Genomic DNA, 24,731 nt, shown 5'->3' with positions numbered 1-24,731 from the left:
ATAACATCTTTTTAACAGAATGTTAACTTATTATATTATTAACCAATGTATATATTTATGTAAATAAACAAGCGGCAAGATTACCACTCGCACTTATCAATAAAATCTAAATCGAAATAAATGTTGTCCCACCGGTTGGTGGGACAAATAAGTTATTAGGAAAGGGTGAGCGGGAAGTTTTTTAACAACTCCAGCAGCACGCTATACAGGTCTTCATTACGATGATTAAACCTGTATTCACATTCTTTCAGATGCAGATAAGCCGTGTTACGGTTCAATCCTTTGAACTTAGCCAGGCGGTGCTTGGTAAGCCCCCAGAATGCATCTACTTCGTCCATTAACGGACCTCCGTTAACGGTGTCTGTTGTTGAACTACCCAACCTGTACAAACGGTACTGGCCCAGGTCCACCACCCCGTTGAACCGACGCAAACGCTCCGTCGTATCCAGTGTTTCCAACACGGAACGGCCGCGGGTGGCGGCATGGATCATAGGTCTGCTTACGTCAGGTAAAATTTCGGTGTGTAACCGGTCAGCAATTCTGCAGATACCAAAAATGACCGGCTTTACAATGCGGTCAACTTCGGTTTTAACAGCCACCAGCGTGTCGCCGTCGTGGTCTGTCTGGGTTTCAACCAGCCGGTTGTCGTAGGCTACGACCGGAACCGGCGCTGGATGCTGCGCCTCACAAAAACGGGCTATCTGGTTTCTAAGCTTTTTCAGGTAACTGTTGATGGTTACTCTGCTTACTCCGCTGATATCCGCAATCTGCGTCGCAGTGAGATCGTCGGCGAACAGCCGCAGGATCTCCTTAAACTTGCGCTCAGATAAATGAGCACCTTTTAAGTACTTGTTTTTCATGAACTAGTGGTTAGAATGGCATTATAAACCTCTTATTTTTTATCCGGTATACGCGCAGCTTTTATACAAGCGGCGATAAGGGTATTTGAATGCTGCCCACTAGATTATTTTAAGGCCTTTTTTTGTCCATTTTAGCTAAAAAAATAAATTTGTTTAGCATAGTACCTAAAAAGCGCAAAGCAGCAAGGGCGCCGCTTTTAAAATACTTCGGCATCCTTGCTGCTTTACGCTTTCCTATTTAAAATTTACTCGGTGTCGTTTACACCGAGTTTAGACATCTCGATATCTTCCTCTTCATCAAGCGGCTTCCATAACTCTTTTTTCCGCGCTTTCTTTAACAACGCTTTCTCCATCCACAGCAACAAAGCAGGCAGGATCGTCAGATTCGTGATCATCGCCACTACCAACGTCAGGGATGTCAGCCATCCTAACGCCTTCGTACCCCCGAATTCAGAGAAACTGAAAATCATAAACCCGGCAAACAGAATCATCGAAGTATAAATAATACTCATGCCCGTTTCATGAATAGTCTGCTTCACCGTAGCCGATATATCCAGATCATGATGCGGCAGCTCCTGCTTGAAATTCACCAGGAAACGGATGGTAACGTCAATGGCTATACCCAATGCCACACTGAACACCAACACCGTGGAAGGTTTTAAGGCCACCCCTACCCATCCCATCACACCAGCAGTTACCACCAGCGGAATGATATTCGGGATCAATGAAATCAACAACATCCGCCAGGAACGGAACAGGTAAAGCATACATACCATGATCAACACAAAAGCCAACAGAATACTTTCTGTCAACCCATTGATAATGAACCGTGTGCCTTCCTGGAAAATTACACTGGTACCGGTGAAGGTGACCTTGTAATGCGCCGTATCAAAAATAGCGGTCACTTTCGGCTCCAATGAATCCATCAGCTGTGGTAACCGTTGCGACCCTACGTCTTTCATATTCACACTCACCCGCGCCACCTGCCTGGTGCTGTCCATAAAAGACGCCACCAGCTTTGAAAAAGTAGACGCTGAACCATTGGCCCCCGTGTTCGCCGATTTCATCCGCAGATAAGGCGCCAGAAAGCCCAGATCAAACGTATTAGGCACTGCATAGTTGGAACTGTCGCCATTGTAATAAGCCTGCTTCGCAAACTTGATGCCTTCCACCACCGACAAAGGCCGCGCAAAGTCAGGCTGCGCGGTGATCAACTGGGTCAGTTCATCCAGCTTGTTGAGCGTTTGCAGATTCACCACACCGTTTTTACGTTTGGTGTCTACTGCAATCTCCAACGGCATCACCCCCTTGAAATTATTCTCAAAAAACTTCAGATCAGTATACAGCTTATCCGTCTTCGGGATATCATCCAGCATATATCCCACAGACTTCAGACGGCCCATGCCCACCAACGCAGCAATTACCAGCGCGCCCGTGACAAAATATACCGACTTCCGGTATTTAAACACCAACGTCGTGAGAAAGTCCAACACCGAACCCAGGAAACCATTCTCCAGGTAATTGGTGTGTTTGGTCTTCGGAGGAGGCAGGAAACTCAATACCGATGGCAGGAAAATAAAAGAGATCAGGAAGATGAACATAATGTTCAGTCCCGCTACTACACCAAACTCCTTCAGGATGGCGCTGTTGGTGAAACAGAACACCCCAAAACCAATAGCAGCAGTAAGATTGGTAAACAGCGTTACAATCCCCATCCGCTGTATCATGCGCACCAATGCTTTCGTCTTATTACCATGCTTCGCATATTCAGTGTGATACTTACTAAGGAAATACACGCAATTGGGAATGCCGATCACAACAATCAGGGAAGGGATCAATCCTGTTAACAACGTGATTTTGTACCCCATCAGCACGATAGTGGCCACTGACCATACCACCCCAATAGCTACCACCACCATCGACATCAGCACCGCGCCAAATGAACGGAAAAATAAAAACAGGATCAGCCCGGTCAGCAGGAACGAAATCTTCAGGAAGAGTTTCAGTTCATCCGCCACCTTAACGGCCATGACTGTACGAATCAGTGGCAGACCGCTTAAATGTACTTCTGTATGATGCTTGTCCTGAAAGGCTTTCGCCAGTTTGGTGATCTCTGCAACAACAGCCGTACGCCTGGGAGAATTAAAAACGTCTTTGTTAACATAAATGGCCATCATATAGGCCTTTGTATCAGGATTATAAAGCAATCCCTTATAGAAGAGCAGCGTCCTGAAAACACCCGCTAAACTGTCAATCTGCGCCTGTGTATAACTACTGTCCTTAAACAGCAGGCCCGCTTCCAGTTTCTGCGTACTGTCGTTCTTTACCAGATTGATGGCCAGCGGCACACTCAGGATATTTTCCACGGCGCTGATCTTCTTCAGATCATGATTCAGCTGCAGGTAATCGCGGAAAAAGTCTGCCTGAAAAAATTTATCGGTCTGTACACCCAGTACCAGCATATTACCATCTCCGCCAAACTTCTTCTTAAACTCCTGGTATTCCAGGAATTTGGGGTTATCATGCGGTATGGTGGCCACATAGTCGTAAGACATCTGCACCTTGGAGGCATAAAATGCCATGACGCCGGTGGCGACCAGTAAGAGGAGTAGGAGCGCTAGACGGAATTTTAGCACAAAGCTGGCTAAACGTTGCCACATAAGGATTTTTCAATTTGTTAAATGGCGTAAAGGTAGTTAAAATACCCATTAGCTAACCCGCCGCCGGCAGATGAATTACATTTGTTTGCCCTAAATTGCAACTTTATTCCAGCGGCATCATAAAAACAGAGACAGTTGCTTCACAAAACACGCGGCATAGTATTACGTACGGTGAAATATGGCGACACGAGCGTGATCGTGGGTATTTTCACAGAGCTCTTCGGGCTTCAGTCGTATATCGTTAACGGTGTCCGCTCTTCCAAACCGAAAGCAGCTAAAGGCAACCTGCTCCAACCCGGCAACATCCTGGAAATGGTGGTGTATCACCATGAGGTCAAAAACCTTCATCGTATTGCTGAATTTAAACTGGGCTACATCTACACCGCCCTGCATTACAATGTGGTCAAAAACACGATTGCGCTGTATCTCATCGAGCTGCTGCAGAAAAGCCTGAAACAACCGGAGCAACACCTGGAGCTATATTATTTCACGGAAAATACCCTGCAACTGCTGGACGGGTCACCGACAGCTGTCATTGCCAACCTGCCGCTATTTTATACCCTGAAACTGGCGGAATTTCTGGGCTTCCGGCTCAACGGCCATTTCTCGGAATACACGCCCTATCTGGATTTGCAAGAGGGTACATTTACCTATCTGCCGCCGCACCATACAGACCACCTCGACCCGGAATACAGCGAACTCACCGACCGGCTGATTCAGTGCAGCGAAGTGCAGCAGCTGGCGGCCATCAGCATGACAAAAGAAAAGAGAAGAAAGTTATTATACGCTTACCTGGATTTTCTCCGGCTGCATATGCCGGACTTTACGGAGCTACACTCACCGCCTATCCTGCACGAGATCCTTGACGCCTGATCGTCCCAGCTTCGCACCCGCTTCGGTAAAGAACTCCAACGTAGTGGTGGTACCGTCAAAAACGGCATAGGAGGTATAGTTCAGCCACTCACCGAGGTTGATGTAACGGCTGTCAGCCCCCACTTTCAGGTCCAATGGCAGATGCCGGTGACCGAAAATAAAATAATCGAAATGCTCCCGTTGCAATACTTCCCGGCTGTAGATCGCCAGCCACTCCTGATCTTCTCCCAGAAAGTGTTCCAGTTCCTGACCGGTAGCGGCCCGGCTTTTACGGCTGAAGTAGTTGGCCAGTGAGATGCCCATTACCGGATGAATACAGGAAAACAACCAGCGGCATACCGGATTACGGAAAATCTTTTTGAGGAATTTGTATCCATGGTCACCGGGACCGAGCCCGTCACCATGACCGATATAAAATTTCCTACCTGCTATGGTATATACCTGAGGCTCATAATAAACAGGGATATTCAGCTCGTCTTCAAAGTAGCCGTCCATCCACATATCATGGTTGCCGATAAATACGGATATTCCGATGCCTTTGTCGGTCAGATCTGCCAGTTTGCCCAGCAGTCGGGTATATCCTTTGGGGATCACATGTTTATATTCAAACCAGAAATCGAAAAGGTCTCCTACCAAAAAGATGTGCGCAGCATCTTTTTCCACCATTTCCAGCCATTGCACGATGAGTTTTTCCCGCTCCCGGCTAACGGTCATGTTGGGCGCTCCGAGGTGAAAATCGGAAGCAAAGTATATTTTCTTATGGGCTGGTAAAGGAATTTCCATGTGACAATTTGCGTTACCCCTCAAACATATAGCCTTCCGCATATGGTTTTCAGAGAACGGGATGTTCTATTAAAACCTGTAAGCGGAAGGCTACTGGTGATGATTTATTCGTCTACTAAAAATACGTATACTTCTTTTGGTCCGTGGATGCCCACTACCAGTGTTTTTTCGATGTCTGCCGTACGGCTTGGCCCGGTAGCAAAGGATACTGCTGAGGGCAGGTCGTTACCGTATTTATCTTTCAGTCGGTTGAAAGCATCTTTCAGGTCAAACACCAGCTGGTGGGTATAAGCCACCATAATGTGAACAGGTGCATATACCGGCACTACTCTTCCGCTGGGTTGAGCGGCGCTGAGTACTACGGTGCCGGTGCGGGCCACCAGATATTCACAATCTGTGATGGCTGCATCCGCTTCGTGTATGTTACCCTGGTTTAAGGTAGGCAGGTCATTCTTACCTATCACTTTCAGCAGGGCAGGCGTCTGGCAGTACACGTTCCGCCAGTCCTTATTATCTGACAGCAGGCGCAGATTCTCCAGGAGTTCCGCTTTGCTGGTACAGAAAACAAATTTCCCCTGTAGCCTGGCAAATTCTTCTGCAAACCTCAGTTCCAGGCCTTCGTTCTCTGTTTTAAAAACAGAGGAGTTGCCCTCCGAATTTGGGAAGGGCAACTGTACCGGCTGGCTTAACGCATTCCGTACTCTCTTCAGAATATTTTCCTTGGCAGGAGAAATCTTCATATCAAAAATTATGCATTAGCAGGTGAAGGAGAAGGGTTGATGATGTCTGTCGGATGTACACCGTCAGTGGTCATGCCTTCTTTACCCAGGTGATGTTCTCTCGGCACATCATAAGGACGTTTGCCGATCAGTCTTTCCAGGTCGGACTGGTATAAAACTTCTTTTTCCAGCAGTTCCTTGGCGAGGGTTTTCACCTGTTCCATTCTTTCTGTCAGCAGGTTTTTAGTCCTTACATAAGCCGCATCAATCAGTTTTCTCACCTCTTCGTCGATCATCCGGGATGTTTCTTCGGAGTAAGGTTTAGTGAAAGACTGATCGCTGTTCGGATCATAGAAAGACACATTACCTATTTTATCGTTCATACCGTACACGGTCACCATTGCGTAGGCCATACGGGTAATTACCTGCAGGTCGTTTTGTGCGCCGGTGGATATTTTACCGAATACCAGCTCTTCCACAGCACGGCCGCCGAGGGTCATGCAGATATCATCCAGCAGTTGTTCAGTATTGTACAGGTATTGCTCTTTCGGCAGGTATTGAGCATATCCGAGCGCAGCCACACCGCGGGGAACGATGGTCACCTTTACCAGCGGGTTAGCGTGTTCGAGGTACCATCCGCAGATAGCGTGTCCTGCTTCGTGATAAGCGATTACTTCTTTTTCTTCCGGGGAGATGATTTTGTTTTTCTTCTCGAGACCGCCGATCACACGATCGATGGCGTCGTTGAAGTCTTCCATTTCCACCTGGGTTTTGCCTTTACGGGCAGCAATCAGGGCCGCTTCGTTACATACGTTGGCGATATCGGCGCCTGCGAAACCAGGCGTCATGGAGGCCAGTTTCTTCACATCCAGGTTAGGGGATGTTTTGATAGGCTTCAGGTGCACTTCAAAGATGGTTTCTCTGCCGGCCAGATCTGGTTTGTCGATAGAGATCTGACGGTCGAAACGGCCTGGGCGCAGCAGGGCGCTGTCCAGTACGTCCGGGCGGTTTGTGGCCGCGAGGATGATAATACCGCTGTCGGTACCGAAACCGTCCATTTCCACGAGCAACTGGTTCAGGGTGTTTTCCCTTTCATCATTGCTCATCATCACATTTTTACCTCTGGCGCGTCCGATCGCATCAATTTCATCGATGAAGATGATACAAGGCGCTTTTTCGCGGGCTTGTTTGAACAGGTCACGTACACGGCTGGCACCTACCCCCACAAACAGTTCCACAAAATCAGAACCGGACATGGAGAAGAAAGGTACCTGCGCTTCGCCTGCCATCGCTTTCGCCAGCAGGGTTTTACCGGTACCCGGAGGACCTACCAGCAGGGCTCCTTTCGGTATTTTACCACCCAGAGAGGTGTATTTTTTCGGATTCTTGAGGAAATCAACGATCTCCATCACTTCCACTTTCGCTTCATCGAGGCCGGCCACATCGTTGAACGTGATGTTGACGCGGGTACCTTTATCAAACAAAGTAGCTTTAGACTTGCCGATATTGAAGATACCGCCCGGGCCACCGCTACCGCCGGCAGGGCCGCCCATTTTACGCATCAGCAACACCCACAGGCCAATGATCAGGATGATAGGCAACAGTAACTGGAAGATGGGTTCAAACCAGCTTTGACGTTCGTCATAGGAGATTTTGACCTGACTTTCCATTGGTACCCCTTCCTGGGCTTTGTCGATATCCTTTTTGAAACTCTCTTCACTACCAATAGAGAAGCGGTAGTGAGGGCCCGGATTCAGGCCGCCGCCAAAACGGCTTCTGGCCACTTCCGTGAATTTAGGCAGTTTAAGACTGTCTTGTTTTATGTAGACCTCTACATATTTCTTGTTTACAACGACCAATTTATCGACGTCCCCAGGTTTCAAATAACTTACCTGAAATTCCTGGAAGCTGATCTCTTTGGTAGAGGGTCTGAAATCGGGGAAGAAGTTCATTGCGAGCAGGGCGATGCCAATAAAAGCATATACCCAGTATATATTGAACTTCGGTCCTTTCTTTGGAGATTTCTCTGAACCCTTGTTGAAGTTATTGCCTCCTTTTTCCATAATCTTACGCTCCTTTACGGATGTTTATTACAATCAGAATATTTATATAATAATTAATACTTTCACGACTGTTTTGTTCAGTCATCGTTGTGGTCCATCCTGTCGGCGTCACTCCACATTTCTTCGAGATTATAGAACTTCCTTGTTTCCGGCTGGAAAATATGCACGACAATATTCACGTAGTCCACCAGTATCCACTGTTGAGCTGTAAAACCCTCATGTTTATAAGGGGCTTCACCCAGCTTCAGTTCTACTTCATGTGCTACAAAATCGGCGATAGCTCGTACCTGGGTATTGGAATTGGCTTCACATATTACAAAGAAATCGGCCACAGCTTCAGGAATCTGGCGTAGATCCAGGGATACGATATTTTCCCCCTTCTTTTCCTGTATGGCTTTTATGATGGTGGTAAAAATTTCACTTTCTCTGGTCAGGCGCGTTTGGGCCTTTTTTCTCGTGCTCAGAACGGTTAAGGGTGCCAATAAATCTCGTTTTTGTTAAAAATAAACTTTAATTGTCAAAGTTACTAAACAAGCACTAATATAACATGCAGAAATATCATGCTTCGGGGCCCACAAATGTTAAGAAAATAATAAAATGAATTACTTTTCCGGCTGTTTTCAGACTAAAAAAGGTTCATGTGGTAGGACACCCGTTTTATATATTAGACGAAATTGACAGCACCAATAACTATGCCATGGAGCAGGTAAATTCGGGCCAGGTGACATCCGGCACAGCCTGGTTTACCAGCAACCAGACAGCCGGAAAAGGGACCCGTGGTAAACAATGGATAGCCCGCCCCGGCGATATCCTCGCCCTCTCCATAGCGCTGCAACCAGCCATGTTACCGCTTTCCCGTCAATTCATGCTGAGTATGGCGGTAGCGCTGGGCACACATGATTTCCTCTCTGCCTATGCCGGCGATGAAACCATTATCAAATGGCCCAATGATATTTATTGGCGTGACAGAAAGGCAGTGGGCATTCTGATAGAGAACGTATTAAGGGGCAATATGTGGCATTATGCCATTATCGGCGTCGGAATTAATCTGAACCAGGGAAAATTTCCGGAGGAACTTCCGCATGCCGTTTCACTCAAACAAATCACCGGCAAAGAATGGGACGCTGCCACCATGGCGCAGGAACTCTGCCGCTGCCTGGACGCCCGCATCCGGACACTGCAAGTGTCCGCTCTCGATACACTGCTGGCAGAATACACCTCCAAACTCTTTCGTTGGCAACAACCCAGCCTGTACCGGAAAGACGGTGTCGTTTTTCAGGGCATCATCCGGGACGTATTGCCCGACGGGCACCTTTGCCTGGAACTCGACGGAGAAATCATTCAACTGGGCTTCGGAGAAGTGGAATTTGTACTGGGCAAATAACAACATAGCTCAGTCTGTGCTATTGTGGCGCTGACAAGTTATTTCCGGTATTTGCACTGGGCAAATAACAACATAGCTCAGTCTGTGCTATTGTGTGGCGCTGACAAGTTATTTCCGGTGACAGCAATTCCGGCCAGTCAGCGGCCGCCCTGCTTCCAGTGATAGCTTTGTTGTTTTTCCCGGATGCCTTTCTCCAGCAATACCGGTACCTGCGGCGACAGCGCAGACAACAAATACACACTGCTGCCATATTCCCGCGCCATAGTATCCTGCACCGCACCCACCACATCCATCTGCCCGATCAGCGGGCGATAAGCGGCAGGAGGCGCGTCGCCCAGCAGCACAATGTATTGCAGCGTATCCGGCATGGGAAACCAATACACATAGTCTGCATTGAAGGATACCGCAGCCGGCATCTGGCCACGATTATAGTAGTTGACGGCTCCGGCCTGCCCATAGTTATCACAGATCACCAGCGCATTTTTTCGTGCATGCTGCGGTATACGCTGCCATGCCTGCATCACCAGTTGAGCCGCTTCCTTCCAACCAAGCATATCCGCAAAGTCCTGCGGCAATGCATGTGTTTTTCCGTCTTCCCAGCGCAGCATCCCCAGGGCTGCAAACTTGTGCCCTTTTTCCTGCGCTTTTTCCGGGCTTAACACCGGGAACATCACATTCAACAGATATACAAAAGGCAACACCACCACAGCCAACCATACTATTCGCAGGTAACGGCTCCAGCCACTGCGGAAAACACGCTCCCAGTAAGCACAACCGAAGGCGATCAGCACCGGATACAACCCCAGGGCATAGTAACTCTTTGCCCGCATATAAATCAACAACAATATTACCAGCACATACATTAACAAAATGACCCGGTACAACCGGTAGGGCCAGTAAAACAGTAATCCCACAAATGCGGCTACAATCAGAAAAGCGCCTCCCAGAAAATAAATAAACTGGTCCGCTGCAAAATCCATCCTGTTCACATGCACCAGCTGCGTGGAAGTGAGTTCATTCATATGATGCAACACCGGAAAACCCTGTTGTATCTGCCATACCAGGTTGGGCGTTACCAATACCAGTGCGATCAATCCTCCCAGATACAGTTCCTTCTCCCGGAATATGCGCCGGTGCGATGACAGCAGCAATGCCACCAGCCACCCGGCCACCAATACGGCCACCGTATATTTATTGAGCAGCCCGATGCCCGTCACCACACCAAGCCACAAGAGCCATTTACCCTGCAGACTTTGCAGGTAACGCATCATCAGCCAGCATATCAGCGCCCATACCAGCACGTCAAAAGAGTTGGGCTGATAGAGTACGTTTAACCGGGAAAAAGCAGAACAAACAAATACTGACAGCGCCAGTGCCTGTGCATACAACCCACCACCCAGAAAACGCACCATTCTCCAGATAATGACCATGGTCAGCGCACCGTACAATGCCGGGAAAAACCGGACCCAACATTCACCGCCACCCAGCCAACGGATCAGGAGGGAGTTAAATGCAGCAAAAGGTGGTACCGATAAATACCCCGCCGCCAGATGATATCCCATATCCAGATGTAGATATTCATCGCGGTGCAGGTCATACGCCGGATTCACCACCGTAAACTGAAACACTATTTTAAACACCAGAAACAGTAAGAGCAATAACAGGGAAGTACGACGCTGGTTCAGCTCCATGGAATACAATTTTGATTGATCAAATGCAGGGACAGGAATATAATTGTCAGCAAAATAAAAAAGCGGAAAACTGTCTTAGAAAGCACAGTCATTCCGCAGGTAACTTTAGTATCTTGCTTATCCGCTATGCAAGGCAGGACGCTCTCTGCAAGGGATCATCAAGGGCATCGATGATAACAAGATTTTGGTTGATAAAGGCGTTAACAAATTGTGAAATTTTCGGAAATAAATCAAAAATGAATTTGCAACGTAGTTGCGTTTATAATAAATAGTCAATACTGCAAAGGATTTGAAGGTATCTGCCCCTTTGAAAACTTAACACACTGACTCTATTTTACAGTAAAAAATTTATCGGGAAACCATTACATTTGATTATGTCAATTCGAAAAACCCCCGCTATTCTGCTCCAAAGAATGGAGGACTTCACCGAAAAACTGTACTCCCCGCACATGACACCCAAAGCGCCGCTGAAAGGCAGCTTTGCCGTGCATGACCGGGCAGATCACCCTTGTGTGGATGAAGTAACGGCCAGCAGACGCGATTATTACAAGATCAGCTTCATCAGCAAAGGCACAGGAATATTCACCATGGGCGAGGACCATTTTGATATAGAAGGGCCTACCCTGTTGTTTCTTAATCCACATGAGGTAAAAACCTGGAGAGCTACCTCAGACGATCAGGAGGGCTACTTCTGCCTTTTTACGGACCTGCTGTTCGACACCGTACATGCACCGCATGAAGACCTGCTTCATCATCCATTATTACAATTGGGGGCCAGGGCGGTATTTAAACTTAATCAGCAGCAAAGTGATTACCTGCAATCCATCTTCCGGCAGTTACTAAAGGAGTACCACGAAAATGCGGCCTTTAAACAGGAAGCCATTCTCATTTACCTGCGGTTACTGATGCTGGAAGGTAAACGGCTGGCCACAGAAGCGCAGGCGCCTCAACGGCCACAGACCGCTGCACAGGCACTGGCCCACCGCTTTACCGATATGCTGGAAAAACAGTTTCCCATTGAATACAATCACCATCAGGTGAAACTGAAATCCGCGAAAGAGTTCGCCGTAAACCTGAATACGCATCCCAACCATCTGAACGCCTGCGTAAAACAGGCTACCGGCCGCACCGTGAGCGAGCATATCCGCATGCGACTGCTACTGGAAGCGCGACTGCTATTGATCCACACTGACTGGCAAATTGCTGAAATAGCCTGGTGTCTTGGCTTTGAAGAGCCCGGAAACTTCACGCATTTCTTCAAAAACCACAGCGGGCAGTCTCCACACATCTACCGGATACAGTAATACTTTGATTTTTACAATTAATACTTTGCCTGCTACAATTGTTATCCCCTGACCCCTGGTTAATTTTGACATCATAAAAATTTAACTATATGCAGTACAGAAAACTTGGAAAAACAGGTGAATCATTATCCGCGATAGGACTGGGTTGCATGGGTATGTCCTTTGCTTACGGCGACACTAACGAAGAAGAATCGCTCAAAACACTGGAATTAGCGCTGGAACTGGGCATCAACTTCCTGGACACCGCAGATATGTACGGGCAGGGCGCCAATGAGATCCTGCTCTCCAAAATACTGGCTACCAAAAGAGACAAAATATTCATCGCCACTAAATTCGGCTTCAGATTCCGGGAAGATGGCTCCTATTATTTTGACGGCTCTCCCAAACACATGAAACAAGCCGTTGAAGACAGCCTGAAGAGACTGAAAGTAGATGTGATCGATCTGTATTACACCCACCGTGTAGATGAAAATGTGCCTATCGAAGAAACCGTAGGTGCTATGGCTGATTTGGTAAAAGCCGGTAAAGTACGTTACCTCGGCCTCTCAGAAGCCAGCGCAGCTTCTATCCGGAAAGCACAGGCCGTACATCCGATTGCCGCATTACAAAGTGAATATTCGCTCTTTACCAGAGATGTGGAAGGAGAAATCCTGCAAACCACCCGCGAACTGGGTATTTCTTTAGTCGCCTACAGCCCGCTGGGAAGGGGCATGACCACCGGCGCTATTACGGACACGACTACACTGAGTGACAACGACTTCCGCAAAACGCTGCCACGGTTCCAGGACGGCAATTTCGAACAGAACCTGCAAACCGTTACTGCGTTGGAAAGTTTCGCGAAAGAGAAGGGGATTACCTCTGCACAGCTCTCACTCGCGTGGCTGCTCGCTCAGGGAGAAGATATCATACCCATCCCCGGCACTAAACGCAGGAAATATTTACAGGAAAATGCAGCTGCTGCTGACGTTCAACTGAGCGCCGCTGATCTGGAAAAAATAAATGCCATCCTGAAAGACGGCATCGCTGGTTCCAGATACAGTGAAGGTGCACTGAAACTGGTGAACCGGTAAGCATTTGATCATTTAGTTATTTAGTTATTTAGTTATTTAGATATTTGATTATTGAAGGTGACTTACGGGCAAGGCTTTTTTCAATATTCAAATATCTAAATAGCTAAATAGTTTTATTTGGTTTTTTTATAGCCCCAATCCTGCAGCCATTTAATCACTTTCTCTTTATAATCGCCCTGAATCAGGATCTGGCCATCTTTTACGCTGCCGCCGGTGCCACACTTTGTTTTCAGGTCTTTCCCCAACTTCTCCACGTCTTCATCTTTACCCACAAAACCATCTACCAGCGTTACCACTTTACCTGCGCGTTGTTTGGTATCCAGCTTCACTCTCAGCTGTTGTTCAGCAGGGGAGAGGGTTTCCTGTTCTTCAGTATGTTCAGGCTCAAAAGAAAAATTAGGATCGGTAGAGTAAACAATCCCGTTGCCGGGGGTATTTTTTTTCTTGCTCATGGCACAAAAGTTTAGAGGTTATTCATTCACGATCACTTTGATAGCGGCAGGCTTTACAGACAACCGCACCGTGCCGTCACCGTTGATCGGCACTGCATCCCCATCTACCTGCAGGTATTGCAGGGAAGTACTGCGGATCGTGATGTCCTTTCCGGTGAGATGTTTAAGATACCGCGTTTTATCGATGTTACCCATCAGGGAATGAAAACTTACCGGAAGCAGGTGATAAAAGCGTACAGGCGGCATGATACAGAGGTCCAGCTGTCCGTCGAAAACGCTGGCGCCCGGCGCCAGCTTAAACTCGTAGCCAAACTGGTTCCCATTGGCCACCGTAAGCAGAAACGCCTTTTCATCCAGCTGACGGCCATCGATGCTGATGTGGTAAGCTTCAGGGTTATAGCTGCTGAAGCTTTTAAGCACCAGTTTAGCGTACCCTATCAGGCCCCGCTTTTTGGTTGTTTTAAACTGCTCTGCTATCAGTGCATCGAAACCTACGCCTGCATTACTGAGGAACAGGTGTTCATTGGCATATCCCACGTCAATGGGACGTTGTTTATTGTTTACAATTAACCGCAACGCTTTATCTACATCAAGTGGTATTTTCAGTGCACGTGCCAGTCCGTTGCCGCTTCCCAGTGGCAGGATGGCCATAGCAGTATTGCTGTCTACGAGGCCCTGGGCTATTTCGTTGATAGACCCGTCGCCGCCAACAGCCACTACCGTATCCACGCCATTTTTCACAGCTTCCCTGGCCAGGTCAGCGCCATGTCCCAGATAAGCGAGATGGGTGATGCTCACCTCAAACTGACTGGCCGGGAAATGTCTGCTGATAGCACCCTCCAGTCGTTTTTCACGATCTGTGCCCGCTTTGCGGTTAATGATAAAAAGGATCTTCTTCAAAAAAACTGTTTTAAGATATAATCGCTTTCAGACTCAGGTCCAGACTTACAGCATGATGGATGATGGCCCCTACGGAGATAAAGTCTACCCCGGTTGCGGCATATGCCTGAATAGTATCGAGGTTGATACCGCCGGAGGCTTCTGTTTCCACCTTCCCATTAATTAACGCCAGGGCGGCGGTAATTTGTTCGGGCGTGAAATTGTCCAGCATGATCCTGTCTACCTGTCCTACGGCCAGCACTTCCTTTACATCTTCGAGGTTGCGGGTTTCCACTTCTATTTTCAGGGGCAGTTTGCGTTCTGCCAGATAAGCCACTGTTTTACTAACGGCTGCTGTGATACCACCCGCAAAATCGATGTGGTTGTCTTTCAGCATCACCATATCATACAGGCCCATGCGATGATTAACGCCGCCGCCTATACGAACGGCGTCCTTTTCCAGCATACGGAAATTGGGCGTGGTTTTACGGGTATCGAGGATACGGGTATGATAGCCTTTCAGCAGTTCCACATATTGATGGGTAAGCGTAGCGATACCACTCATGCGCTGCATGCAGTTGAGCACCAGTCTTTCCCCCATCAGCAGGGTATGTACGGCTGCTTCAATTTCAAAGGCTGTTTCACCGGCTACCATGGCGTCGCCGTCTTTTTTGAACGGCGTGAACACCGCGTACATGTCGAGCCACTTAAAGATAGCGGCAGCCACTTCCATACCGGCCAGGATACCGTTTTCCTTTATTTTCAGTACGGCCTTTCCTTTGGCAGTAGGCGGAATACAGGCCAGGGTGGAATGGTCCCCGTTTCCGATATCTTCTGCCAGGGCGCTTCTGATAAACGCGTTCAGTGCTGCTTCATCTAACATAGGTGCATAATTTAATCTCGCAAAGCTACATAAGTGAGCAAAGCACGCAAAGAAAAAGTATGCAAAGCATAAAGACCCAAAGCCTGTTTACTTTGCTCTTTGTTTCTTCGCTTTCTTTGTTTCTTTGCTCCCTTTGTTTTCTTTGCGTGACAAAAATAAAAAGTGCTCCGCAATTAATCGCGGAGCACCAGGCCTTTTCAATGAATTTATGTGGTCAATTTTACTTATTCTCAAATCTTAATTCGTTGAGGACCATTGATCCTCCCTTTTTCTGCAGGAAAAAGGAAAGGCGGTAATTACCTCCGCTGGTGCTCAGATTACCGATACCAAACCTGGAGACTTCCCCTCCCTGGTGTACCAATTCAAAAGATTTAACCTGGTTTTTGGAGAAAAAATCCTTCAGGATGATTTCTGCCTGTGCTTTACTATAAGAATTCGCTTTACCGCTGATATTAATTTCGACATTGTTGTCCAGGTAACGGGATAAGCTGCTTACATCGCCTTGCTTAATAGCACCTACCACATCTTCAAACGGTCCGGCCACCAATCCTTCATCCGAGCTCGCCGATAGCGCAAATGCTGAAATAATTCCTCCCAACAACACCATCAGCACAATCAATAGCTTCTTCATTGTCAGTTTTTTTATTAGAAAGTAACTTAATCAACACAAATTAAATGCGAAAACTATGCCAAACACGCTGTGTTTCAACAAAATCACACCATCGTGGTAGCAATGAACGCGTAAATAATAAGGCAAAAATAATATGCAAATTAATTTGAATAATTGAATATCAGGATGCGAGATGACCAGCACTGGCATGTATATTTTTGGATTAGCCTTATTTTTGTAAAATATTTAGAAAGTATTCAACTGCATTATAAGTACTTTCACCTCCCGAGTTGAAATCAATAAACTATTAACCTTAACCAGACAGGATATGGAAAAGAAAAGAGCCATTCTCGTAATTATGGATGGATGGGGCGAAGGCAAAGTACCGACTTCCGACGCCATTGCACAAGCACAGACTCCCTTTGTCAGCAGCCTATATAACAAATATCCCCACAGCCATCTCGTTACCTGCGGAGAAGCCGTAGGCTTACCAGACGGCCAGATGGGCAACTCTGAAGTGGGCCACCTCAACATCGGCGCCGGCAGAATCGTATATCAGGAACTGCAAAGAATCAATGTGGCTGCGCGCGACGGAGAACTGGCCGGCAACGCTGTTCTGCTGGACACACTGGCACACGCCAAAAACAACAACAAAGCGCTGCACCTGATCGGTCTGGTGAGTAACGGTGGCGTACACTCGCATATCGAACACCTCAAAGCACTTACTTCCATCGCCAAAGAACATGGACTGGAAAAAGTATATATCCATGCCTTCACTGACGGCCGTGATACCGACCCGAAAAGCGGCTTGGGCTTCCTGGAAGACCTGCAGGCACACCTGCAAAAGTCTACCGGTAAAATAGCCTCCGTTACCGGCCGCTATTACGCTATGGACAGGGACAAACGCTGGGAACGCGTGAAACTCGCCTATGATGCGCTGGTAAACGGTACCGGCACCGGCACCCACGACGTGTTCACCGCCATTAAAGCTTCCTACGCGGAAGGCGTGACCGACGAGTTCATCAAACCGATTATCGTACAGGACGAAGCCGGCCAGCCGGTAGCGACTATCCAGAACGGCGACGCGGTGCTCTGCTTCAACTTCCGTACTGACCGCTGCCGCGAAATCACGCAGGTGCTGACACAGGAAGCCTTCCCTGATTTCGGTATGCAACCACTGGATGTATACTACACCACCATGACCGAATACGATAAAACCTATAAAAACGTACATGTCATCTTCGAAAACGATAACCTCAACATGACACTCGGCGAGGTATTGGCGAAAGACGGCTATACGCAGGTACGTATCGCAGAAACAGAAAAATATCCACACGTTTCCTTCTTCTTCTCCGGTGGACGTGAGAAAGAATTTGAAGGCGAACGCAGGATCATGATACAGTCTCCCAAAGTGGCCACCTACGACCTGAAACCGGAAATGAGCGCCAACGAAGTAACCGACGCCATCGTTCCCGTACTTCAGGAAAAATCCGCCGATTTTATTGCCCTCAACTTCGCCAACGCGGACATGGTGGGCCATACCGGCGTATTCTCCGCTGCCGTAAAAGCCGTGGAAACCGTAGACCACTGCGTGAGCAGGGTAGTGGCCGCCGCACTGGCCAGCAACTACACCCTATTCCTGACCGCAGACCATGGCAATGCCGACTATATGATCAACGATGACGGTACTCCCAATACAGCGCACACCCTGAACCTCGTTCCTTTCTTCATCATCAGCAACGACTTCCAGGGTAAAGTGAAAGATGGTAAACTCGGCGATATCGCCCCTACCATTCTGCACTTCATGGGCCTGACCGCTCCAAAGGAAATGACCGGCACGCTGCTGGTTTAGTTCACGCAGAGGAGCAAAGGGAGCCAAGAGCGCGAAGTTTATGCACAAGCGAGCAAAGAAAACAAAAGGAGCGAAGATCGAAATTTGATCTTCGCTCCTTTTGTTTTCTTTGCTCGCTTTGCTTCTTTGCGTGAAAAAAATATTTACACGACGTGTAACTTTTCTTTTATCCTTCCCGTTTAACTATCACCATTCTGATTTCTTCTCAGTCAGACTGACTGATATTCATATTTTTAGTGCTCTCGACAGATTTGCTCATGCATCGATGCGCCGTTTTTACGGCGCATTTTTTCTGACCCTCATTAAGTACTAATTTTGCCTTATGAGACATTACCGCTACATGACGGTACTATTAACCATATTCGGTTTTATAGCCTGCCATCAGGACAACAATACAACAGGAAAAACAACGGCCGCAGCCAAATTTGAGCCATTACCGGCCTATTTCAACGGAGAACGGGAACACATCCGCACCGGCAGTTTCAGTCTGCATAAAACAGTCACCCTAAACGGCGTAAGCGATACCGCCACGCTCGATGGCGCCGACAGTACTGCCGTAAAGGACCTGCTCAAACCTTTCGCCGATATGGACCTGAATAAACCTTCCCTGCGGGACGAATATGATACTTCCAGCCTGTATGATCCTTTCTCCGGCCGGAAATCCGTTATCTACAAGTCGAAAGGAAAACAAACCTTCCCTTCTGAAATCACCATGGAACTGGATAAAAACGGTACGATACAACAGATTAACGTTCACAGCTATACCGTCAACATGGTATACGAGTTCAGGCAGGACCTCTTATACCAGCGGAATAAAAATATCCGTATCGCTACCTACCAGAAAATAGCTTTTCTGGCACCGAAGGAAATTGAAGTGAATGTAGCAGTCACGCCCAAAAACAGGATGTAACACATGACAGCAGCAGAGTTCCAGCAAATATCACATACCATACCGCTCAATGCCGGTATCTACAAATATTACGATAAGGACGGCGCCCTGCTATATGTAGGTAAAGCCAAAAGCCTGCGCAAAAGAGTAGGCTCCTATTTCGTTAAATATCACGATAACTTTAAGACCCGTAAACTGGTGGAACATATCCACCACATTGAGTTTACCATCGTGGACTCCGAGCAGGACGCTTTCCTGCTGGAAAATTCCCTGATCAAACAGTTTCAACCCCGGTACAACATCAATCTGAAGGACGATAAGACCTATCCTTACATCGTCATCAAACATGAGCCATTTCCACGGGTGTTCTTCACCCGCAACGTGATCAAAGACGGTTCGGATTACCTCGGCCCGTTTACTTCCGTTGGCCGCGTCCGCGAAATACTGGAAGTGATCCGGTATAACATTCCCTTACGTACCTGTAATCTCAACCTGAGCGATCAAAACATCAAAAAAGGAAAATTTAAGGTATGCCTTGAATATCACCTGGGCAACTGCAAAGGCCCCTGTGAAGGCTTGCAAACGGAAGAAGACTACCGTGAAGGTTTAGCGCAGGTTAAAAACGTCCTGAAAGGTAATCTGTCGCCGGTGGTGAACCTCTTCAAGGAGCAAATGCAGCAATACGCCGCAGCAATGGAGTTTGAAAAGGCGGAGATTATGCGTAAAAAGATCACCAGCCTGGAAGATTATTCCGCCAAATCCACTGTTGTTAATACACGCATGGGCAACGTAGACGTATTCTCTATTATCAGCGATGGTAATCATGCCTACGTCAATTACCTCCGTATTCTCAATGGCACCATCTCCGATACCAAGACGGTTACACTGGAGAAACAACTGGAAGAAGGAGACGAGGAAGTGCTTAGCTATGCCATCGCCTACCTGCGTGATGTATTTAAAAGCATCACGACGGAAATCGTTGTGCCTTTTCCGTTAGAGTACCCCGAAAGCAGCGTCACCATCACCGTTCCCAAAGGTGGCGACAAGAAGAAGCTACTGGAACTGTCGGAGAAAAATGTGAATTACTTCAAAGAGGAATTATACCGTAAAAAAATACTTCATCTCGAGGGCAAAAGCGATATGGAGCGCAAACAGGTGCTCTATCAGTTACAGGCCGATCTTGAATTACCCGTACTGCCGGAGCATATTGAATGTTTCGATAACTCCAACTTCCAGGGTGCCTATCCTGTGTCAGCCTGCGTGGTGTTCAAAGACGGTGTGGCATCCAAAAAAGACTACCGGCATTTTAACATCAAAACGGTACAGGGCATCAATGACTTTGCCTCCATGAAGGAAGTCGTATACCGCCGTTATTCCCGCCTGCTGGCAGAGCAGCAACCGCTGCCCCAACTCGTTATCATTGATGGTGGCAAAGGACAGCTGGGATCGGCCATGGAAAGCATTCGTGAGCTGGACCTCATTGGCAGCATGACCGTTGTTGGTTTGGCTAAAAATGAAGAGGAGATCTTCTTCCCCGGTGATTCGGAAAGTATCAAGCTGCCGTTCAACAGTGAAAGCCTGAAACTGATACGCCGTGTCCGTGACGAGGTACACCGTTTTGGTATCACTTTCCACCGTCAGAAACGCAGCAAGGGCACGTTTAAAAATGAGCTGGAAACGATTAAGGGCATCGGTGAACAAACCGCCACACAGCTACTGAAAACCTTCCGTTCTGTAGCCAAAATCAAACAGCTCACCGAAGAAGACCTGGCGCAGGAAATCGGCAGCGCCAAGGCCAAACTGGTGTGGGACCATTTCCATAAAAGCTAAGACTATACCGCCTTTCCCACCTTTTTGGGACAACTGAGGATAACATTTTCTGCCTGCAGCACATGCCGGTTGATATGCGTTGTCATGAAGCCAAAAGTATCACCTACTGACAGTTTGATCAGACTGGAAAGAGAGGTGGCCACTTTTGCTTTTTGTATATTGATTTTTGCCGCTCTGTCCATCAGGGCTTCCATCATTTCCTGTTGTTGGATAAATTCATGCAATACCATGGCTGCATCGGGTTGTACGGAGGGCAGGTGTCCTTTGGGCGATTTCATGCGGGAGCGGAGTTTCCCTTCCGGTGTAGGTTGCATCTGTTTGGTAAACCAGGCGCCCAGCCAACTGCTCTTAAAGGTATCCAACGGGCGGCTGTTGTTTTGTTCGGCAGCTGTAATGGCTTTGTCTAATGCCGGCAGATAAAACCGGCCATAGGTATTCAGGTGTTCCAGGCATTGGAGCGCGCTCCATTGGCCGGGTTGGGACGTGTAGGACAATACCTCTGCTGACTGGCCGCCAAAGCGGTCTTCCGCTTTATATTGTGCTGCCAGGACCTGTCTGCAAAGTTGCTTCAAAAGCACGCTGGTATTAACGGGTGCCATATTTAAAAGATTTACGACAAAGCTACGGTAGGCGGCAACGGAAAAAGTTGGCGCAGATCAAGATTTTACAACTTTACAGATTTCAGGAGTTTGCTGAATGTGGCCGGGTCTATACCGAGGTAGGAGGCGAGGTATTTCTGTGGTATCAGCTGCAGCACATGCGGGCTGCGGGTAAGCAATGTCCTGAATTTCTGTTCCGCGCTATAGGAGAGTATTTCCTTGTGCCGTTCCAGAATACCGCCCAGCGCGGCCACAGAGCCCAGACGCACCCACCGGTCGAGCAGCGGATATTGTCGGGTAAGGCCATCAAAATCTGTCCATGACAGGCGCAACATCCGACTGGGCGTCAGTGCTTCCAGGTACCAGGGGGAGGGGCGTTGTAACTGAAAGGAGTCCATTACTCCTGAGAAAGAGCCTGTATAGGAAAACAGGATGGTCACTTCCCGGTCGTCTTCCAGGCTAAACAGCCGTTGCACGCCTTCTTCCACGAAGTAGATGTATTTCTCCACTTCGCCGGCGGCGGTGATCATGTCCTTTCTTTTGAAAGTCACCGGTGTCCAGCAGGCGGAAAGTTCCGCCCATTCTTTATCCGGCAGCGGCATGATACTGAAGGCTGTTTTACGCAGAAGTTCCATGGAGAGCAAAATACAAATAACTACGTATAAAAAGCAAAGACCCGGACGATGCCGGGTCTTTGCTTTTTATACGTAGAACGTAATACAGATTGTTTAGTATTGCCAGAGGTCCTGTTCTTTGTTAAAGATACGGTCTTTGATAGACTGGCCTTCGAGGAGGCGCATCACACCGTCTTTAATGTAGTCCTTGATTTCGCGGTTATAGGTATTGTTTTCCTTCACGATATAGCTGCCGAAGAAACGCATCTCGAAGAGGTCTTCCCAGCTGATAGTGGATGCGTCGTTGTTCTGGTTGTACACATCGTACTTAGCCAGTGTAGGACGCAGGTCAGGATAATACACCCAGAACAGGGGGATAGAAGCGCGTACGCTACCATCTTCGTTCATACGGGACACCATGGGCGCGATACCGAGGATACGGACTTTAAGGGCAGAAGCTTCTTTGTCGAACACCCATACTTCTTTCACTTTGTACTGTCTGATAGTACGGGGATCGAAGTCATCGCGGGTGGTCACCATTTTCTCTTCGCCGGTTACCGGGTCAATACTGCGTACGGTTCTTTCTTCACCGGAAATCTTGTTTTGGATTTCGGAGTAAGGGATTACCGTGGTGAAGCGGTCATCGATAGGGTTGAAAGCTTCAACTTCCTTATTCTTGATAGCGTTCAGCAGAATATTGATAAACAGTTGGTTAATGCCACTTTCGTCTTCCACGTTGTATTGGAAGGGGAGGTTGATTTTCTCCCGTACATCGATTACCTGCCAGACACGTTTTTCCCAGAAACGGTCATCCTCACGGATGTAGTCGTATACGATGGGAACGCGTTCTCTTGCGAGGTTTCTCTCTACCACACCATCTACGCGCAGTGATTTGCGCGGCGTGTCCGATACCGGGGCGGTGATACCGTCGGGGCGTTGGGACGCGGCATTAGGAGCAGGAGGAGGCGGTGTTACAGCATTCCCGGTAGCGGGGTTTACCACCGGCGCGTTCGGGTCTGTCTGCGGTGCTTCGGTAGCTGTTCTGCGGCGGGTAGTACCACCACGTCTTTGTGCTTCCGCAGCTGTTGCCAGCATCACCAGCAACATCGTACACCAACCAATTCTGTTAAATATTACTGCTCGCATATTTCAGTAATTTATGACCTGTTAATTTAATTTGAATATTGTGCTGGGCATTGTACGTACAATACCATCAGGGCCTTTTACTTTTACGTTTTCGAAGTATACTTCATCACCCGGGCGGAGTGCACGGATAGATGCTGCTACGTTGTTCGGGAAATAAGCGGAGTTAGCTTCACCTTCCTGGTATTCTTTGCCTTTGGCAGATACACCGATACGGTAACCTACTACATCATATTTCACGCCTTCGAATTCGAAATCTTCCAGCGCTGCAGCGAGGCCCAGCTGAACTTTAAAGTCAGCGGCTTTCATGCTGCCACCTTTGTTAAATCCTACTTTCAGGACCGGATCCGGAACACGTTTTACACGGAATTCTTTCTGGCCCAGTTGTTTTACTTTACCGTCGATGTTGGCTACTACGTTGATCACCGCTTTACCAGGCTGGCTTACAGTTACAGTGTATTCACCGGAGCCGCGTTTGGTAATAGTACCACCGTTGATGGAAGCGGATACCGCTTCAGCAGGCACACCGGCAGCAGAGATGGAGATCGGGTTCTGCAGGCCAATGTACAGTACGTTCATTTTGTCGGCAGAGATAGAAGTAGTAGAAGCGCCTACGTTATAGCTTTCAGTGAAAGATTCTGTGATAGGTGCGCCGCCCGCAGGGTTAGGCAGGGTGATAGTACCAGAGATGGTTTTTTCACCGAGGCCGCTCACTGGCAGGGAGTAGGTAGCCAGACCGTCAGCAGCAGTAATCGTTTGCCCGTTAACTGTGATAGTTGGGTTTACGGTAGTGCTATAGGCGCCTACTGCGATTTGTGCAGTCAGCGTTTGACCTGACATCAGGTTTTTAGAGTTCAGGGAGATGAACGGTCTGATTTTATCAAACTTAAAGTCTTTCGCATTGATCTGACGATACAGGTCGTCGATGATGGCAGACTCGGAGTTTTTGATATCGTTCTGGAATTTACCCAGAATGGTTACTGCTGCGATAGTAGGAACCATGTTGAAATGGTAGGTAGTCCATGTTTTAGGACCTGTACCATGATCATCGCCGGTGGATTTTCCCACTTCGATTTTCAGGGGTAAAGTTTTTGCAAATTTAGCCTGGTCTTTAGGTTCAACGAAAGTAAGCAACTGTTTGCGCAGGGCTACCAGTTTAGCTTCCAGTTCAGGGCCTTTTTTCATATTCTCCATCACGCGGGTAGGAGCGTCCAGGTCAGACTTGGATTTAAGTTCGCCTGTTTCGTCTTTACCACCGCTTTCGGTGATGATGAGATTTTTTAAGCTCTCCACATAGTCATATGCTTCGGCGGAGAGTTTTTTTACCTGTTCAGCTTTCGCTTTCAGCGGACCAACTTTTTCGGCATTTTCTTTCATTTGTTCCATGAACTGCCCATAGATGATATTGTTTTTATCCGTGAGGGCGCCGTTGGAAGTAATGATAGAGTTATTTACAATACTGAATGCGTTCAATATTTCGGCAGAGACGTTCAACGCGAGCATGGCCGTTAGGACCAGGTACATAATGTTGATCATCTTCTGCCTGGGATCTTTAGGTAGTGCCATAGTTCTT

General features: G+C 47.8%; 22 protein-coding genes. 7 read left to right on the top strand and 15 right to left on the bottom strand.

The features are described from left to right. Window positions 1-155: 155 nt before the first annotated feature. Both ICL55_RS12525 and ICL55_RS12520 read right to left on the bottom strand, forming a co-directional pair. Window positions 156-860: a LuxR C-terminal-related transcriptional regulator gene (locus ICL55_RS12525; protein WP_188097524.1), complete on the bottom strand. Its 705-nt coding sequence runs from the start codon at window positions 858-860 to the stop codon at window positions 156-158. Between the two features lie 245 nt (window positions 861-1,105). Further along, on the bottom strand, window positions 1,106-3,520 hold the full coding sequence (locus ICL55_RS12520; RefSeq protein ID WP_188097522.1) for an efflux RND transporter permease subunit: 2,415 nt from the start codon (window positions 3,518-3,520) through the stop codon (window positions 1,106-1,108). A gap of 135 nt (window positions 3,521-3,655) precedes the next feature. Between ICL55_RS12520 and recO the strand changes: the two genes are divergently transcribed. Next, window positions 3,656-4,393 (top strand): DNA repair protein RecO, encoded by a 738-nt coding sequence (gene recO, locus ICL55_RS12515; protein ID WP_188097520.1) that lies wholly within the window; start codon window positions 3,656-3,658, stop codon window positions 4,391-4,393. Here the strand turns inward: recO and ICL55_RS12510 are convergent. The 4 genes from ICL55_RS12510 to rsfS form a co-directional block, all read right to left on the bottom strand. Beyond that, a complete protein-coding gene (locus ICL55_RS12510) occupies window positions 4,358-5,176 on the bottom strand; it encodes a UDP-2,3-diacylglucosamine diphosphatase (protein ID WP_188097518.1) in 819 nt (272 codons plus the stop codon). The two genes, recO and ICL55_RS12510, sit on opposite strands and share 36 nt — an antisense overlap. Before the next feature lie 104 nt (window positions 5,177-5,280). Further along, window positions 5,281-5,916: a LutC/YkgG family protein gene (locus ICL55_RS12505; RefSeq protein WP_188097517.1), complete on the bottom strand. Its 636-nt coding sequence runs from the start codon at window positions 5,914-5,916 to the stop codon at window positions 5,281-5,283. Between the two features lie 8 nt (window positions 5,917-5,924). Next, the gene (gene ftsH, locus ICL55_RS12500) at window positions 5,925-7,958 is read right to left on the bottom strand and encodes an ATP-dependent zinc metalloprotease FtsH (RefSeq protein ID WP_188097515.1); all 2,034 of its coding nucleotides are present in this window, start codon (window positions 7,956-7,958) and stop codon (window positions 5,925-5,927) included. 77 nt (window positions 7,959-8,035) lie between these two features. Beyond that, on the bottom strand, window positions 8,036-8,440 hold the full coding sequence (gene rsfS / locus ICL55_RS12495; RefSeq protein ID WP_168870582.1) for a ribosome silencing factor: 405 nt from the start codon (window positions 8,438-8,440) through the stop codon (window positions 8,036-8,038). A gap of 158 nt (window positions 8,441-8,598) precedes the next feature. Here rsfS and ICL55_RS12490 point away from each other — a divergent pair, with 158 nt between their 5' ends. Beyond that, window positions 8,599-9,342 (top strand): biotin--[acetyl-CoA-carboxylase] ligase, encoded by a 744-nt coding sequence (locus tag ICL55_RS12490; RefSeq protein WP_188097513.1) that lies wholly within the window; start codon window positions 8,599-8,601, stop codon window positions 9,340-9,342. A 137-nt stretch (window positions 9,343-9,479) separates the two neighbouring features. On the opposite strand, the gene ICL55_RS12485 is transcribed toward ICL55_RS12490, so the two are convergent. Then, the gene (locus ICL55_RS12485) at window positions 9,480-11,033 is read right to left on the bottom strand and encodes a glycosyltransferase family 39 protein (protein WP_188097511.1); all 1,554 of its coding nucleotides are present in this window, start codon (window positions 11,031-11,033) and stop codon (window positions 9,480-9,482) included. A gap of 374 nt (window positions 11,034-11,407) precedes the next feature. Between ICL55_RS12485 and ICL55_RS12480 the strand changes: the two genes are divergently transcribed. Then, window positions 11,408-12,337, top strand: coding sequence for a helix-turn-helix transcriptional regulator (locus tag ICL55_RS12480; RefSeq protein ID WP_188097509.1), 930 nt, complete (start codon window positions 11,408-11,410; stop codon window positions 12,335-12,337). Between the two features lie 89 nt (window positions 12,338-12,426). Continuing rightward, a complete protein-coding gene (locus ICL55_RS12475) occupies window positions 12,427-13,407 on the top strand; it encodes an aldo/keto reductase (RefSeq protein ID WP_188097507.1) in 981 nt (326 codons plus the stop codon). Window positions 13,408-13,520: 113 nt separating this feature from the next. Here ICL55_RS12475 and ICL55_RS12470 read toward each other — a convergent pair whose 3' ends face one another. The 4 genes from ICL55_RS12470 to ICL55_RS12455 form a co-directional block, all read right to left on the bottom strand. Beyond that, entirely contained in the window at window positions 13,521-13,859 is a 339-nt protein-coding gene (locus tag ICL55_RS12470) for a translation initiation factor (protein WP_188097504.1), read from the bottom strand. 18 nt (window positions 13,860-13,877) lie between these two features. After that, a complete protein-coding gene (locus tag ICL55_RS12465) occupies window positions 13,878-14,759 on the bottom strand; it encodes a diacylglycerol/lipid kinase family protein (RefSeq protein ID WP_188097503.1) in 882 nt (293 codons plus the stop codon). Between the two features lie 10 nt (window positions 14,760-14,769). Then, the gene (gene nadC, locus ICL55_RS12460) at window positions 14,770-15,621 is read right to left on the bottom strand and encodes a carboxylating nicotinate-nucleotide diphosphorylase (protein ID WP_188097501.1); all 852 of its coding nucleotides are present in this window, start codon (window positions 15,619-15,621) and stop codon (window positions 14,770-14,772) included. A 220-nt stretch (window positions 15,622-15,841) separates the two neighbouring features. Further along, window positions 15,842-16,252 carry a DUF4783 domain-containing protein gene (locus ICL55_RS12455; protein ID WP_188097499.1) on the bottom strand — a complete coding sequence of 137 codons (411 nt, stop codon included), beginning with the start codon at window positions 16,250-16,252 and terminating at the stop codon, window positions 15,842-15,844. A 307-nt stretch (window positions 16,253-16,559) separates the two neighbouring features. Here ICL55_RS12455 and gpmI point away from each other — a divergent pair, with 307 nt between their 5' ends. The 3 genes from gpmI to uvrC all read left to right on the top strand — a co-directional run bounded on the left by gpmI (window position 16,560) and on the right by uvrC (window position 20,802). Continuing rightward, window positions 16,560-18,083 (top strand): 2,3-bisphosphoglycerate-independent phosphoglycerate mutase, encoded by a 1,524-nt coding sequence (gpmI, locus tag ICL55_RS12450; protein WP_188097496.1) that lies wholly within the window; start codon window positions 16,560-16,562, stop codon window positions 18,081-18,083. 322 nt (window positions 18,084-18,405) lie between these two features. Beyond that, a complete protein-coding gene (locus tag ICL55_RS12445; RefSeq protein ID WP_188097494.1) occupies window positions 18,406-18,993 on the top strand; it encodes a hypothetical protein in 588 nt (195 codons plus the stop codon). A gap of 3 nt (window positions 18,994-18,996) precedes the next feature. After that, complete coding sequence (uvrC, locus tag ICL55_RS12440; RefSeq protein WP_188097491.1) at window positions 18,997-20,802, top strand: excinuclease ABC subunit UvrC; 1,806 nt, start codon at window positions 18,997-18,999, stop codon at window positions 20,800-20,802. Window positions 20,803-20,804: 2 nt separating this feature from the next. On the opposite strand, the gene ICL55_RS12435 is transcribed toward uvrC, so the two are convergent. The 4 genes from ICL55_RS12435 to porM form a co-directional block, all read right to left on the bottom strand. Further along, window positions 20,805-21,401, bottom strand: a complete 597-nt coding sequence (locus ICL55_RS12435) for a DinB family protein (protein WP_188097489.1) — start codon at window positions 21,399-21,401, stop codon at window positions 20,805-20,807. 65 nt (window positions 21,402-21,466) lie between these two features. Then, a complete protein-coding gene (locus ICL55_RS12430; protein WP_188097486.1) occupies window positions 21,467-22,036 on the bottom strand; it encodes a Crp/Fnr family transcriptional regulator in 570 nt (189 codons plus the stop codon). Window positions 22,037-22,129: 93 nt separating this feature from the next. Next, window positions 22,130-23,161 (bottom strand): type IX secretion system ring subunit PorN/GldN, encoded by a 1,032-nt coding sequence (gene porN / locus ICL55_RS12425; protein ID WP_188097483.1) that lies wholly within the window; start codon window positions 23,159-23,161, stop codon window positions 22,130-22,132. A 21-nt stretch (window positions 23,162-23,182) separates the two neighbouring features. Further along, window positions 23,183-24,724 carry a type IX secretion system motor protein PorM/GldM gene (porM, locus tag ICL55_RS12420; RefSeq protein WP_188097481.1) on the bottom strand — a complete coding sequence of 514 codons (1,542 nt, stop codon included), beginning with the start codon at window positions 24,722-24,724 and terminating at the stop codon, window positions 23,183-23,185. Window positions 24,725-24,731 lie beyond the last annotated feature (7 nt).

This window comes from Chitinophaga varians (assembly GCF_014529945.1).
Classification (GTDB): domain Bacteria; phylum Bacteroidota; class Bacteroidia; order Chitinophagales; family Chitinophagaceae; genus Chitinophaga; species Chitinophaga varians.
This window is presented reverse-complemented; position numbering and strand designations above follow the sequence as displayed.

Bases quoted from the DNA above. Each gene is read 5' to 3' on its own strand.
- ICL55_RS12520 (WP_188097522.1), bottom strand. From the start codon at position 3,520: ATGTGGCAACGTTTAGCCAGCTTTGTGCTAAAATTCCGTCTAGCGCTC.
- porN (WP_188097483.1), bottom strand. From the start codon at position 23,161: ATGCGAGCAGTAATATTTAACAGAATTGGTTGGTGTACGATGTTGCTG.
- nadC (WP_188097501.1), bottom strand. From the start codon at position 15,621: ATGTTAGATGAAGCAGCACTGAACGCGTTTATCAGAAGCGCCCTGGCA.
- ICL55_RS12510 (WP_188097518.1), bottom strand. From the start codon at position 5,176: ATGGAAATTCCTTTACCAGCCCATAAGAAAATATACTTTGCTTCCGAT.
- ICL55_RS12445 (WP_188097494.1), top strand. From the start codon at position 18,406: ATGAGACATTACCGCTACATGACGGTACTATTAACCATATTCGGTTTT.
- ICL55_RS12475 (WP_188097507.1), top strand. From the start codon at position 12,427: ATGCAGTACAGAAAACTTGGAAAAACAGGTGAATCATTATCCGCGATA.
- ICL55_RS12485 (WP_188097511.1), bottom strand. From the start codon at position 11,033: ATGGAGCTGAACCAGCGTCGTACTTCCCTGTTATTGCTCTTACTGTTT.
- ICL55_RS12480 (WP_188097509.1), top strand. From the start codon at position 11,408: ATGTCAATTCGAAAAACCCCCGCTATTCTGCTCCAAAGAATGGAGGAC.
- ftsH (WP_188097515.1), bottom strand. From the start codon at position 7,958: ATGGAAAAAGGAGGCAATAACTTCAACAAGGGTTCAGAGAAATCTCCA.
- gpmI (WP_188097496.1), top strand. From the start codon at position 16,560: ATGGAAAAGAAAAGAGCCATTCTCGTAATTATGGATGGATGGGGCGAA.
- ICL55_RS12470 (WP_188097504.1), bottom strand. From the start codon at position 13,859: ATGAGCAAGAAAAAAAATACCCCCGGCAACGGGATTGTTTACTCTACC.
- ICL55_RS12505 (WP_188097517.1), bottom strand. From the start codon at position 5,916: ATGAAGATTTCTCCTGCCAAGGAAAATATTCTGAAGAGAGTACGGAAT.
- uvrC (WP_188097491.1), top strand. From the start codon at position 18,997: ATGACAGCAGCAGAGTTCCAGCAAATATCACATACCATACCGCTCAAT.
- ICL55_RS12435 (WP_188097489.1), bottom strand. From the start codon at position 21,401: ATGGCACCCGTTAATACCAGCGTGCTTTTGAAGCAACTTTGCAGACAG.
- porM (WP_188097481.1), bottom strand. From the start codon at position 24,724: ATGGCACTACCTAAAGATCCCAGGCAGAAGATGATCAACATTATGTAC.
- ICL55_RS12455 (WP_188097499.1), bottom strand. From the start codon at position 16,252: ATGAAGAAGCTATTGATTGTGCTGATGGTGTTGTTGGGAGGAATTATT.
- ICL55_RS12525 (WP_188097524.1), bottom strand. From the start codon at position 860: ATGAAAAACAAGTACTTAAAAGGTGCTCATTTATCTGAGCGCAAGTTT.
- ICL55_RS12430 (WP_188097486.1), bottom strand. From the start codon at position 22,036: ATGGAACTTCTGCGTAAAACAGCCTTCAGTATCATGCCGCTGCCGGAT.